General features: G+C 36.4%; 14 protein-coding genes. 3 read left to right on the forward strand and 11 right to left on the reverse strand.

Annotated features, from left to right (window positions below; genetic code table 11):
* The first annotated feature begins 194 nt into the window (after positions 1–194).
* Complete coding sequence (locus tag HNQ80_RS05385) at positions 195–632, forward strand: MarR family winged helix-turn-helix transcriptional regulator (RefSeq protein WP_279288960.1); 438 nt, start codon at positions 195–197, stop codon at positions 630–632.
* Positions 633–850: 218 nt separating this feature from the next.
* Here the strand turns inward: HNQ80_RS05385 and HNQ80_RS05390 are convergent, their stop codons facing one another.
* Positions 851–1222, reverse strand: coding sequence for a hypothetical protein (locus tag HNQ80_RS05390; protein WP_184308932.1), 372 nt, complete (start codon positions 1220–1222; stop codon positions 851–853).
* Between the two features lie 477 nt (positions 1223–1699).
* On the opposite strand from HNQ80_RS05390, the gene HNQ80_RS05395 reads away from it, so the two are divergent.
* Positions 1700–2407: a hypothetical protein gene (locus tag HNQ80_RS05395; RefSeq protein WP_184308934.1), complete on the forward strand. Its 708-nt coding sequence runs from the start codon at positions 1700–1702 to the stop codon at positions 2405–2407.
* Positions 2408–2474: 67 nt separating this feature from the next.
* Here HNQ80_RS05395 and HNQ80_RS05400 read toward each other — a convergent pair whose 3' ends face one another.
* Positions 2475–3125, reverse strand: a complete 651-nt coding sequence (locus HNQ80_RS05400; RefSeq protein ID WP_184308936.1) for a hypothetical protein — start codon at positions 3123–3125, stop codon at positions 2475–2477.
* 1024 nt (positions 3126–4149) lie between these two features.
* Positions 4150–5385 carry a beta-ketoacyl-ACP synthase II gene (gene fabF / locus HNQ80_RS05405; protein ID WP_184308938.1) on the reverse strand — a complete coding sequence of 412 codons (1236 nt, stop codon included), beginning with the start codon at positions 5383–5385 and terminating at the stop codon, positions 4150–4152.
* Between the two features lie 104 nt (positions 5386–5489).
* Here fabF and HNQ80_RS05410 point away from each other — a divergent pair, with 104 nt between their 5' ends.
* Positions 5490–6389, forward strand: coding sequence for an AraC family transcriptional regulator (locus HNQ80_RS05410; RefSeq protein ID WP_184308941.1), 900 nt, complete (start codon positions 5490–5492; stop codon positions 6387–6389).
* A 187-nt stretch (positions 6390–6576) separates the two neighbouring features.
* Here the strand turns inward: HNQ80_RS05410 and HNQ80_RS05415 are convergent, their stop codons facing one another.
* The 8 genes from HNQ80_RS05415 to larB all read right to left on the reverse strand — a co-directional run bounded on the left by HNQ80_RS05415 (position 6577) and on the right by larB (position 13725).
* Positions 6577–6876 carry an AtuA-related protein gene (locus HNQ80_RS05415; RefSeq protein ID WP_184308943.1) on the reverse strand — a complete coding sequence of 100 codons (300 nt, stop codon included), beginning with the start codon at positions 6874–6876 and terminating at the stop codon, positions 6577–6579.
* A gap of 3 nt (positions 6877–6879) precedes the next feature.
* Positions 6880–8238 carry an acyclic terpene utilization AtuA family protein gene (locus tag HNQ80_RS05420; RefSeq protein WP_184308945.1) on the reverse strand — a complete coding sequence of 453 codons (1359 nt, stop codon included), beginning with the start codon at positions 8236–8238 and terminating at the stop codon, positions 6880–6882.
* 50 nt (positions 8239–8288) lie between these two features.
* Positions 8289–9584 carry a CitMHS family transporter gene (locus HNQ80_RS05425; protein WP_184308947.1) on the reverse strand — a complete coding sequence of 432 codons (1296 nt, stop codon included), beginning with the start codon at positions 9582–9584 and terminating at the stop codon, positions 8289–8291.
* Positions 9585–10024: 440 nt separating this feature from the next.
* Entirely contained in the window at positions 10025–11371 is a 1347-nt protein-coding gene (locus HNQ80_RS05430) for a sigma-54 interaction domain-containing protein (RefSeq protein ID WP_184308949.1), read from the reverse strand.
* Between the two features lie 255 nt (positions 11372–11626).
* Positions 11627–12013: a MerR family transcriptional regulator gene (locus HNQ80_RS05435; protein ID WP_184308951.1), complete on the reverse strand. Its 387-nt coding sequence runs from the start codon at positions 12011–12013 to the stop codon at positions 11627–11629.
* A 157-nt stretch (positions 12014–12170) separates the two neighbouring features.
* Positions 12171–12698: a flavodoxin gene (locus HNQ80_RS05440; RefSeq protein ID WP_330602766.1), complete on the reverse strand. Its 528-nt coding sequence runs from the start codon at positions 12696–12698 to the stop codon at positions 12171–12173.
* Between the two features lie 50 nt (positions 12699–12748).
* Positions 12749–12898, reverse strand: coding sequence for a hypothetical protein (locus HNQ80_RS26405; RefSeq protein WP_330602767.1), 150 nt, complete (start codon positions 12896–12898; stop codon positions 12749–12751).
* A gap of 80 nt (positions 12899–12978) precedes the next feature.
* Positions 12979–13725 carry a nickel pincer cofactor biosynthesis protein LarB gene (gene larB, locus HNQ80_RS05450; protein ID WP_184308955.1) on the reverse strand — a complete coding sequence of 249 codons (747 nt, stop codon included), beginning with the start codon at positions 13723–13725 and terminating at the stop codon, positions 12979–12981.

Here is a 13725-nt window from a genome sequence, read left to right on the forward strand (position 1 = left end):
ATCTCTTTTTCAATAGAACAGAAATTGCACACTGCCTATTTAAAAAAAGAATTGCTGTATATATACGATTATAACATAAATTCAATTGTGCACAATATAATTTTACAAAATTTTTTTTGAAATATATTAACGTAATTGCTTATTTCATTTATAATTAAGCTATAAGAGTAAATAATTGAGATAGGAGATGATGCATGATGATAGACAACAATGTTCTAAAGCTAGAGAATCAACTATGTTTTTCTATATATGCTGCTTCTAGGGCTATCACAAAGATATATCGACCTTTTCTTGACAACCTAGGCATAACATATCCTCAATATCTAGTAATGCTCGTTCTTTGGGAAAATAACACAATATCTCTAAAGGAAATGGGGAATATTTTATATCTGGATTCTGGAACTTTAACGCCTCTTCTGAAAAGATTAGAAGGGATGGAACTCATCAAGCGAGAGCGTTCTAAAGAGGATGAAAGAATTCTTTGCATATCCATTACTGAAAAGGGCCAGGAAATGAAACAACAAGCTATTCATATTCCGGAGTGTATTTTAGACTCGATAAATGTTGATCTTCCTTTGCTAGTAAACTTAAAAAAAGAAGTAGATGAACTTTTGATGGGCTTAAAAAAATAATCTAGTAACGCTAAAGATGAGAAAAAGAAGTAAGGATATATTTTTATTGCAATACAATTAAAAAACTATATAGTCTTTCGAAATGTATCATATATCCACTTGTTATTTGAGGTAGTATCAGCAAAGTTGTATTTAACTTTACTAGCTGAAATGATAGACTTCATAGTATTCTATGATGCTCTATCGTTTCTTTTTTTCTCTTTATTGACTTCTTAACTTTATTGAACAAACATAGCCAATATAGTAAATGATAGGTATATACGGTCTCCTTGATCCTTATAGATTTCTTCTGCAAAATCCATAGGGGCATCGGCAATGGTGTTGATCTTTTCTTCTTCAAAATCAGCATCTAGGACATTTAAATACAATCCTTCTTTTTCTCTCAGCGCATTTTCCCTTTGCTTTAGGTCCCTGGCTGCATAAAAAATGGTTTTTTTTATGTAGCTGTAGAGATTGATTCGAAACAGGTAATCATTAAACTTCTGATTGAGGACATCTAAAAAGCTGTCATTCTTGAAGATAATTCCCTGGACATATAGATCCTTATTTGCCGCATCTTCCTCTAAAAACTTCTTTGCTAAACTATCCACCTTATCCCCTCCTTGCATAACGTCCTGTAACCTGTTAACTAATAAGATACATTTTAGAGATTGTTAAAAATTAATCTCTTTAGTATATAAGACGACCTAAAAGTAAATTTAGTCAACCAAATCATATACATTTTTTAAAAATATTGAAAATTAGGTCAAATATTATAATTAAATTACAATGCATATCCAAATTATACCACAAAATTACAAACATACGTTCGATGTGGTTTAGAAAAAAAATATCAAATTTCTCTGAGGGAGAAAATTTGATCTCTATATATAAAAGGGGGTTTTTTGAAAAAAATCAACCACTTTTGAAAATTTTTTTTAGAAATTATTTTTTAAAAGTGGTTGATTTTTGATCCCTTTCTCCCCTTTTATTTAGTGTAGGGCAAAACGAACTGGCCAGAGAGTGAAAGCCTAACAAAAAAACAAATAAAAAATATAAAAAATTAAAAATTTGAGAGGAGAATAAATATGGCAGGAATTCATACTGTATATCGAAAAACAAATTTGAAGAATGTGGTAGCAGCATTTAGCCGACTGGTATTACCCGCTTCAGGAGATTATGGTTGTCAAGAAAATGATAGCAATTACAAAAATGGAGCATTTCCAGAATTTTTTCATGGGTTTTATGACAACGGAAATGGCTTTGATGCAGGGGTTCTATACTCAGGCGGAAAATGGAGAGCTTTCGTAAGTTTCACTGGTTCTACTCCATGGGCTGATAGTCCCACTGGCTTTACAGTACCGGCAAATCGAGAAATCGCAATCAGAACCTATCTTTCAGGAGATTATCTCATCTTGCAAATCCAAAATAGTACTGGAGAAGAAATTGATAAAGTACACTACTACCTACCAGCTCAATTTAAAACGTTGATGCAAAACGGAGCCGAATTTAATCGAGAAATGACAATAGGGGTAAATAAAAATGCTCAGGGTATTGTGACCGCTCCGAAAGATGCATATTATAAAGATGCAACTTTTAAAAATACTTCCATTACAGTTTTGGATGGAACTACACAGAAGCTGTCTACATCAAATTCCAATGTGACGAATAGCGGAAAGGTAGACCCAGGTACACCAACCAATACCTATGCAGATAGAAAAAGCTCTACAACAGTGGATGGATTTGTCCATGATAATTCCAGCGCAACTTTTAACAAAACGGTATATCCAGTATAAACCTAAATTACAATGGAAAAAACACTATTTGAAAGATCTTTTCAGATAGTGTTTTCTCCATTGTAAACTAATTTTTGTTTTCACTCAGATATTTTTCGTTCTCATATATCATTTCCAACAAAGGTAATTTAAATCTCTCAATTAACTTTTTTGCAATGAGAACAGTATCTGGATTTTGGACTGGTCCGTTTATCGTCAATTCAAATTCTTCGGTTGCAAACCACACGGTATATTGATCATTGGAATCTTTATTTAAATTTCTAACCGGATTTTTCCCGGATATCTTTTGGAAATCTGCGGAAACGACATAGGGCAAGTTTGGATTTTGATATTTTTTCAAAATTTTTGTGAGGTTGAGACGATCCGGCTGCCAATAAAATATTCCCAATCCGCTTTCTTCATCAATTGTTACATTTTCTGGATATCCTGTATAGAATTTCACAGATAGATTATTCATTCCATCGGCAAGTTTTTTTAACGGAACATACAATCGGTCTTGATAAATAAAGGTATCTTCCGATTTTAAAGGATTTGGATTGGATGGCCCATTCAACTGAATGGGAAACCAAGTTTCTGTTACTTCAATAGTTCTTGTTAAAGGTTTTTGGGTTTGTGCAAAAGCGATGTTCGTTGGATTCCAAGGAAGAATTTGCAAGACCATTACGATGACCAAGCAACTCACAAAGCCAAATATAAATTCTTTTGGATTTCTTTTCACGGGTATCTCCTTCTTTCATTTCAAATTTTAGGTATAAGTCGATTGCAGTTATTTCTTTGTTATCAGTAAATTTCTAATGAGTCAGCATTAAATGTCTTTTTATGTATGTTGGAAATAGACCCCTCGATAAGGCTATTATACAACACAATGGTATTTTCTTACATATATTTTCTATCTGTGGTCTAACTTCAAAAAAATATGCTAGGATATCATTAGAAATTCTAAACTATTTAAGAAATCTAATTATTTATATCTTCATTCCTCCATTCGTATTCTCCTAATAGTAAGACAATTTTTTTACTGATTTGTTCCATCCTTTTTTTATTTTTGTAAAAAATGTTTTTGGAAACATAGTGTTCTTTAAAGAACAATTTAAGGCATAATTAAAAGTCCTTAGTATTCAGGAGCTTTTCTAATGTTACTCAACTAGGAATAGACCAGCGAACTGTTACCAGGGACAAAGTACCTTCCAGTTAATGGTGCCGCTCTTCTGTTTCTAATTTGCACTAGAAAAATATTGCGTCACAACCGTAGGGATCGGCGCATCGTTCCCTACAGAAAACATGATAAATTGATCTATCGTAGGGTTGGACGACCCTGTCCAACCGATGTTATTATGTCACATTTTTCTACAAATGCGAATTACTCTATTTAATTATATCATCTACTTTGCCTACTATGTAAAATATACTATCCTGCGACTACCAAAAACGACCGTTAACGGGCCATTAAAATAGAAGAAGAAAAGTATTTATAATCTATCTTTTTCAAGTCCTAATTATTTTCCCAAAATATTACTTCTATTTTTATATTGAAAGTAATTATCTACAAAAAGAATAAGCATCCATGTTGTTTATATATAAACAATGTGGGTGCTGTTGGAAATACTGTAAATATTCTCTTAGAGTATAGATAAGTGCATCCAGGAGTAAAGTATATTTTATTTAATGGGAATAAAGATGCGGAATCCCCTGATGATGAGAATTCTCCATCTCCTATTGTGTTATACCAATGGGTGTGGTTCCTACTCTAAAGCTTTCAATATCAGCGTTGCGTTATGGCCTCCAAAGCCGAAGGAATTCGTCATCCCATAAGTTATATCTGACTTTATTCCTTGGTTCGGAATATAGTACAGGTCACATTCTGGATCTGGATTGGTATAATTGATTGTTGGTGGTAAGAATTTATCTTTGAGTGCCATGGCGGTTATAATGGCCTCAATAGCCCCAGCTGCTCCAAGTAGGTGGCCTGTCATAGACTTTGTAGAGCTAATAGGCATCTTATAGGCATATTCACCAAACACTGACTTGATTGCTGCTGTCTCGGTTTTGTCGTTGAGCTCTGTAGAGGTGCCATGAGCGTTTATATAACCTATGTCTTTTGGTCTGACGCCAGCGTCTTCAATAGCAAGTTTCATGCATCTTGCACCGCCTTCTCCACCTTCTGCAACAGCTGTGATATGGTAAGCATCGTTGGTGCAGCCATAGCCAACCACCTCTGCAATGATGTTTGCACCCCTTTTGACAGCATGGTCATGCTCTTCAAGTACCAGTACTCCTGAGCCTTCACCCATAACAAAGCCGTTTCTCTCCCTATCAAAAGGTTTGCTGGCAGTGGCAGGGTTTTCATTTTTGCTCAATGTTTTATTAGCGCAAAAACCAGCTAATGCAAGCTTGATGATGGGAGCTTCTGTGCCGCCTGCAATCATAATGTCCGCGTCATTTCGCTGGATTACCTTGTAAGCATCTCCTATGGCATTTGTAGATGAAGCACAGGCAGTGACCACACATTCTGTGAAGCCTTTTAAGCCATATTTAATGGCAATCAAGCTGGAAGCTATATTGGATATCATCATAGGGACAAAAAATGGACTAATCCTTCCTGCACCTTTTTCAGATAGGACATTGTATTGATTTTCAAGGGTTTCTAAACCACCGATGCCCGATCCAATTATTACACCAGTTCTTTCCTTGTTCATTGTTTCAAAATTTAATCCGGATTTTTCAATAGCCAATTGAGCTGCAGCTAAAGCATACTGAGAAAACCTATCCATTCTTTTAGCTTCTTTTTTCTCTATGAACTCATTGGGATCAAAATCTTTAATTTCACCTGCCACTTTTACTGGAAGATCGGACACATCGATTCTTTCTATCAAGCTGATACCAGATCTACCGTTTCTTATGGAGTGCCAAAGCTTGTCGGCACCATTGCCAAAGGGTGTTACTGCTCCCATTCCAGTTATAACTACACGTCTTTTCATATTGATAACCTCCTGTTTTAGCACAAATTAATATTTACTATGCTAAGAATAACACTTATAATTTATATAAAATGAACCAATGTTGCTTTTTTAGGGGTATTATTATGATTAATTCAAAAGAAATGATAGAGGATTGTGTCAACTATATTGAGAGAAATATAAACAGAAAGCTAACTCTTGATGACATTTCACAAGAAGTAGGACTGTCCAAATACTACATGCATAGGATGTTCAAAGCGCTTACCGGGGAGTCAATAATTGAATATGTCCAGGCCCGTAAGCTGTCGGCAAGTATAAACGAGCTTGTAAACAGTAAGATGAGGATGATCGACATAGCTATGGATTATGGATTTGATCATGAACAATCATATATTAGGGCTTTTAGAAAAAAATTCGGATATACTCCTCTTAAAGTCAGGTCTGATCAGATATCTATTGAGATAACTGAAAAGATTAATACAAATGATATACTGGCGGTCAATAACTCTATTACCTACAAACCCTTTTATGTTTTCAAGCAGAAATTTTATATAGCTGGTAGTAAATATAAGATATTGAGCCGATCCGGAGATAATATGGCAAATCTTTACGGACGTGAATTCTTCTATAATGACAGACACAAAATAGCGAATTCGGTGAATTCAAAGGTATATTTTGGCTATACCGACTGGAGTGGATATGAAGATGGGTACATTCATTATATACCTTCGGTACAAGTGTCCGATTTGAAGGATTTACCTAATGGGATTACAGGAATATCAATCCCTGCTCACAAATATGTGGTGTTTCGATTTGTAGGATTTTTCCGGCCAGATGATATAAAAGGAAGACAGGTAGGTCGCTTGTTGGTACACTTATACCGTAAGTGGATTATCAATTCAGATTTCAGGTCTGCAGATACCTTTAGGTTTGAATATATAGACACGAGTTTGGCAGGCGATAATTACTGTGAACTTGACATTTACCAACCGATTAGAGAAGTAGATAAAAGAGATACGTGCTAAATACCAGGGTATTCTAGTTAGGACTGCTCCTGTAATTACTACGGAATTTGGAATCGAGTTTATGGTATATACGCCTAATTATATGCTATATAAAACGAAAAGCCATGAGTAATACAAAAGTTACTTATGGCTTTTCGTTACACACTAACAATAGGTACATTCATGAATGCACCTATTGTCTGATAATTTATATTTCCATTTCCAGTAAAGCAGAACTAAGACTTTTTCCATGTTTATCTAATGCCAACGAACGGGTTACACCGCCTCCCAGGGCCTTATCCAATACAAAGTTCAATGCACCTAATTTAGGCAACTCATATCGCTCAACCTCTCCCTGTATAATATCTTTAAACCACTCTTTTACACGTTCAGGGGTAACTTTTTCTTTAATAAGATTGTAGTCAGCTTCATTAAATACGATTAAAGATATATTAGAGATATTTCCTTTATCACCAGTTCTAGAATGGGCAATTTCCCTCAGTTTCATTATCTAAACCTCCTCGTAGCTTACGACTATTTTGATATCATCTCTAGGTATGAAAATTGAGGCGATAGAAACAATTTCTTTCACAGCTTGGGTTGCCCCACCGCCTCCAGCAGGCCCATTGGTGTATAGAGTCTCTACTTCGTTGCCTATCTTTATAGCATCGCTTCGCTCCTTTGTTCTTCCTGATACCCTTAATCGCACTTCCCCACATAAACCTCTATCCTTCAGCATGACATCGCTGATTTGATCTTTATATAGGGAGTTCACGCCAATATAGTCAATCCTAAATTCATCGATGTTTACACCCGTCATCTCTAGTCTCTTTTTAACGATTTCTCCAGCCAGCTTCGCCCTTTCATATGCACCGCTGCCGCCATAGCTCATCTCACCTTCTCCGATGAAACAATCCTTATATCCTAGGCTTACTTTTAGAGTATATGGTTTTGGGCGGCCAGATGCCCCCTGAACCAATACCTGATCTTTACCTATTTGTTTCATGGTCACATTGGAATAATCTGCAATACCATCTGGTGTTAGATATGTGGATGGATCATGGATTTCGTAAAGCAGCTGTTCTTTACAAGTGGCAGTTGTCACCTTTCCCCCAGTTCCTTCTGCCTTTGTAATAACTACATCACCATTTTCACTGACTTCAGCGATGGGGAATCCTAGGTTCCATAAATCCTCCACATCCTTATGACCTGGGTCTGCAAAATATCCTCCGGTTATCTGACCTGCACATTCCAACAAGTGCCCAATCATAATCCCTTTTCCAACCTTAGCATATTCCTCATAGTCCCAGCCAAATTCGTACATGATCGGTCCAAGAGCTAAAGCTGGATCTGCAATACGTCCTGTTACTATGATATCTGCACCATTCTTTAATGCCTCAATTATGCCTTCTGCACCAATATAGGCATTGGCTGAAACGATTTGGTCTCTCATATCTTTTAGCTTTGTATTCTCCAACTCAAGAATATCATACTCCATATATCTGTCGATCTGATCTAAAACATCATCCCCATCTACCGCTGCAATCTTTATTCCTTTGATTCCTTTTTCCTCTGCCATTTTTTTGATGACCTTGGCTGCAGCTTTAGGATTCGCTGCTCCCATATTGGTAATTACTTTTACACCTTTTTCAACACATAGGGGAAGCACCTTGTCCATGCGGTATTCTAATAATCCATTGTATCCTTTATCTGGATTTTTCAACTTTTGCTCTTGAGCGATGGCAATCGTTCTTTCAGCCAAACACTCAAACATGATATAATCCAGGTTTCCTTTCTCCATAAGCTCCAATGCTGGCTCTAGCCTGTCACCTGCATAGCCGGCACCTGAACCAATACGAATTGTTTTCATTGAATTGACCTCCTAAGATTGTTTATATCTTCTACAAAATTGCATATCACTTATAACTTGATGGCTCCAACAACAATTGCTACCACTAACATGACCACGGTAGTTGCAAAAGCATAAGGAATGGTTTTCTTCTGATGCTCTCCTAAATCGACACCGGTCAGTCCTATAAGCAGGAACGTTGCACCCGTTAGAGGGCTTACTGGGAATCCTGTTGTCATCTGTCCTAAAATAGCGGCTTTACCCACCTCTATTCCTGCTACACCAAATCCTTTAGCAGCCTCAGCCAATACTGGTAGTACGCCAAAATAGAACGAATCTGGATCAAACAATAAACTTGCAGGCATAGCAATGATACCAGTTACCAAAGGAATAAATCTTCCTAGTGATGCAGGAATTATTGATACAGTCATACCAGCCATTTCCTTGATAATTCCAGATCCTTGCATGATTCCAATAAATGCGCCAGCAGCGAATAATATACTTGCCATCATGAGCGCCGCCTTGGCATGGGCATCAATTCTCTCTCTCTGATCCTTCACATTCGGATAGTTGATGGTTAGTGAAATGGCACAAGCTAACATGAATATGACTGTCGGCGGAAGCTTATCCATAATCAATACAACAATAGCTAAGATGATGGTAGCGATATTCACCCAGAAAAGCTGCGGCCTGCTTAGCTTCGCTTTTTCCTCATCTACTTTTCTATCGATGTTGATATTGTCTGTTTGAATGTTTCCAAGTCTAGCTTTTTCTTTTGATCCTAAACGATAAGCAATGAATAATACAAACAGTAAACCTGCAAAGAATGGTATCAATATGGGGTTAAACAACTCTGTAACTGGTACTTCCAAAGCAGTACCTGCCCTAATTGTAGGACCTCCCCATGGCAAAATGTTCATTGTACCTGCAGACAATGCCACAATAGTTGCCAAAGTAGTTCTCTGCATACCAAGGGCATCGAATAACGGAAGCATTGCTGGTATCGTTACTAAAAATGTAACCGCTCCTGACCCGTCTAGATGAACCAGCATGGCTAATACAGCGGTGCCCAGTGCAATCTTAACAGGATCTTTTCCAACAATGTTAAGAATTTTGTTAATAATCGGTTCAAAGGTTCCGGCATCGGTTAATATACCAAAGAATAGAATTGCAAATATGAACATGGTTCCTGTTGGTGCAATGGATTTGACCCCATCTGTGATGAATTTCCCAAGATCTGCACCAAAGCCGCCTACAAAGGCAGTAATCGTTGGAACAATTACAAGGGCTACTACTGGTGATGCTTTTTTAGTCATAATGAGTGCTAATAAAACAATGATCGTTAGAAAGCCTAAAATTCCTAACATAAAATACTCCTCCTTATTTGGTTTATTATTTTCACTGAATGTATTTGCAAGCACCGTGCCACTTGTATTTGCTTGTTATGAAAGTCAAGCTTTCGAATGGACTCCTATCCGTCTATTTTTTATCAATCTTTGCAATTGCAAACCTTTTCACAAATGTACTCATATTTTAATCTTTATGTATAACCCTATATAAAAGATAATTTCAACGCTAAGGAGCATGCTGTCGTTTCTAATATTTTAGAAATTCATTCAATAAATTTCTCCTCAAAAGAAAAGAGAAAGGGGTTTACCCACTCCCCTTTCTCTTTTCTTTTATTCCAATAAAATGTGTAAAATTCATATTCTCTAAGCGTTTACTATCCGTACAACTTTTTATCGTTTCTAAAATATTAGAAGTTTTGGCTGCAATTTCTAAATTTTTAGAAATGCTATGTAGGATCCTAATAACTATTTAGCTTATTATAAAGAGTGGCCAACGATATTCCTAGGGTCTTAGCAGCTTTTTTCTTTCCATCCACAGTATCTCCATACAGAAGAAGCGCTTTCTTAATCTCTGCCACTTCTGTTTCTTTGATAATTTGGTCAAGTGTTTTTAGTTTCACAATTTCTTTCTTAATCCCTTCGGCTTGAATAATTTTTGGAAGGTGCTCCGGCTTTATTCTATCTTCGTCCGTCATGTTTAACGCAAACTCTATGGTATTTTTAAGCTCTCTTATATTTCCTGGCCAATCATAATTATAGAGAATCTTGTTTACATTCTCAGATATTTTTAAATATCTATTGGTTCTACTGGCCAATTTTTTTACAAAATACTCTACAAGATACGGTATATCTTCTCTCCTGTTTCTTAAGGGAAGTACATTGATAGGAAACACTGCAATCCTGTAATATAAGTCTTTTCTGAACATATTTTCCTCTACCATTTTCTCTAAACTCTTATTGGTAGCACAGACAATCCGAATATCTATGGGAATTTCACTTAATCCGCCTATACGACGTATTGTGTTTTCCTGCAAGACTCTCAGGAGCTTTGCTTGAAGTCCGTAGTTCATTTCAGAAATCTCATCCAAAAACAATGTACCACCATTCGCCACTTCAAATAATCCTATCTTTCCACCCTTTTTAGCACCTGTAAAAGCGCCTTCTTCATAGCCGAAGAGCTCGCTTTCTAATAAACTCCCATCAAAAGTGGCACAATTTACTGCTATGAATGGCCCTTGTTGGCGGTCACTGGCACTGTGTATTGCATTGGCATAGAGCTCCTTGCCTGTTCCACTTTCACCTGTAATAAGTACATGGGAACCCTTTTCAGCAATTCTCTTTGCTAAATTTTTCGTCTCTAGTGAATTCTTATCTATACTGATGATATCATCAAAGCTATATTTGGCCTTCCCCATGCTTTTCATGTGTTTCTCCAGCTTCTTGATCATCATATTTGATGCATTTAATTCTTCCGTTAATTTATAAATATCATTTATTTCATTCAATATGGATATGCCTCCAATAATCTCATTGTCTTGTATAATCGGAGCCATATTTACAATGTATTCAACCTTCCCAACCTTTCGCTGAATCCGCAGAAGCTTCTTGCCGCTTGCTATGACAGAGGGAAGTTGTGCACCTGGCCTAACCTCAAGAAGTAATCTCCCAATAATATCCTCAGCTTCTACCTTTGTTATTCTTGTATAGGACGGATTTACATACCTTACGATACAATCTTTATCTGCAATAAGGACACCATCATAAAGGGCATCAAATATTTTCTTTTCTAAATTGTTGATTTGCATAAAAGTCACTCCCTATCATAGCAGTTCCTGTACCGAAATATATAGCAGCCTCAGTTTCATTAGCAAGAATTGCTGTCTTCACGCTGATATTCTGCTTATAAAGCAATTTGAACAAAAATACTCTCATAAAAGCACCATGTTTATCTAATATTATACTCGATTGAAAGAAATAAAAAAGTCTCTTTACACTTTTTAATTCCAAACCAAGTGTGAAGAGGACTTAATTTATAATTTCCTATTTAGGATGCAGGAATACTAATTATCCGTTCTTTTTAGTTCTTTTTCTTTCGGAGCTATTGTTTGTTCATATCTTTCTATTTTATAATCTAGCCGTTCTATCGTTTTTTTCATTTCTTCCATTTTTTCTATTAACAGCTTGCGCTGTTCAATCAAGAGTTCTTTTCGAGTCTCAATCGTTTCATCACCCTGTTGAAACAGAGAAACATACTCAATCAATATTTCAATCGGAAGACCTGCACTTCTCATACATTTGATAAATTCAATCCACCTGCAGTCTTCTTCTGTATAGTCCCTAATTCCACTTTTATTGCGATTTACACTGGGAATCAGCCCGATGCGCTCATAATATCGCAGTGTATCCTGTGAAAGATCATATTTTCTACTTACTTCTGTAATCGTCATTTGATTTCGCCTCCTAATATCAGATATCTTAACACTTGGGCTGACTTTAAAAATAGGTAATTTATAGGAGAATCAGGTCCGTTGCTCCCAAGCTTTCATCCAGACGCTTCAATAATACTTTCATATTGTATTTCTCCTTCATTAATCCTTTTCACAATCAGGAAATACCCATTTTATCTAACCAATTCGATATATTTGTTTTCGCAGAACCTGCAGCAGTTCCATGGATAGCAAGCCCTTTTAGAACGTTAGCTTTCGGGCATAATTTTGCAATATCTCTTTCGCTGTGACCTAACCCGCTCCCTTCATGGGTACAAAACGGAACAATTATTTTTCCTGAAAAATCATATTCTTCTAAGAACGTAAACACTGGCATCGGCATCGTTCCCCACCAATTTGGATATCCTATGATTATTACATCATAAGAATCCATGTTTTCCACATGATTCATGAGTTCAGGTCTGGCATTGACACGTAGTTCATCTTGTGCCACCTCCGTAGTTTCTGTATAATCCTTAGGATAAGATTTAACTGCTTCTATATGAAACATATCCCCTTTTGTCAGCTCCTGAATCATTTTTGCTACTACTTCTGTATTACCAATTGGTAAATCTACAATCCTTCCACTGACGTAATTATTTCCCTTACGTGAAAAATAGGCTATCAAACATTTTCTATCTTTCAAATTCATAATGTTATGGTCCTCTCTTTCTTTTTGTTATCTATTGCCAATCATTATTCATTCAAGCAGGCCTCGGTATACTTGCTGCGAGGCGAGCATTGTAATAGTTCCTCTCTTGGCACTCCACTCCTTTTGATTGCCTTGCCAACTGCCTCTTCCTTTAGATAAGCGGCTGCAATATCAATCAAACGATAACCTTCCATGTAACAGCGCTACGATTACGGCATAATTAAACCATTTTGGATGCTTGCTTAGCTTAAAACTCATTATACCCTTCTCCTTTTTATAACTTATTTATTATACTAGCATTATAAGCTGCTCCGAAGCCGTTATCGATATTTACAACGCTTACTCCGCTGGCACAGCTATTCAGCATGCATAGTAGAGCAGAGATGCCTCCAAAGCTTGCTCCATATCCAACACTTGTTGGTACTGCAATCAAAGGTTTATCAATAAGTCCTCCAATAACACTTGCAAGTGCCCCTTCCATTCCAGCGACAACTATAACAACTTTTGCTTCTCTAATTATATTTAACTTATCAAATAACCTATGAATACCCGCCACTCCTACATCAGTAATTTTTACTACCTTGTTTCCAAATATCATTGCGGTTTCCGCAGCTTCTTCTACTACTGGCAAATCAGAGGTTCCTGCTGAAACTATGGCTATATAGCTATCTGTAACTTTATCATCTCTTTTTCTGATGGTTATTGTTCTGGCTAGTTCATTATAATTTGCTTCTGGACAGATCTTCTTTACCTCTTCATACATCTCTTTCGTTGCCCTTGTCACCAGGATATTATTATCTTTTGAAAGCATAAACTCAATTATTTTTACTACTTGCTCTGTAGTCTTTCCTTCACCATATATAACTTCCGGGTATCCAACCCTAAGTTCCCTATGGGTATCAATCTTTGCAAAATCTAATTCCTTATATGGCAAGTCTTCAATAACCTTCATTGCCTCATCAACTTCGATCTCATTATTTTTTATGGATTCAAGTAAATTTTTTAGTTTTTCTTTATTCAT

This window comes from Anaerosolibacter carboniphilus (assembly GCF_014205875.1).
In the GTDB taxonomy this organism is placed as follows: domain Bacteria; phylum Bacillota; class Clostridia; order Peptostreptococcales; family Thermotaleaceae; genus Anaerosolibacter; species Anaerosolibacter carboniphilus.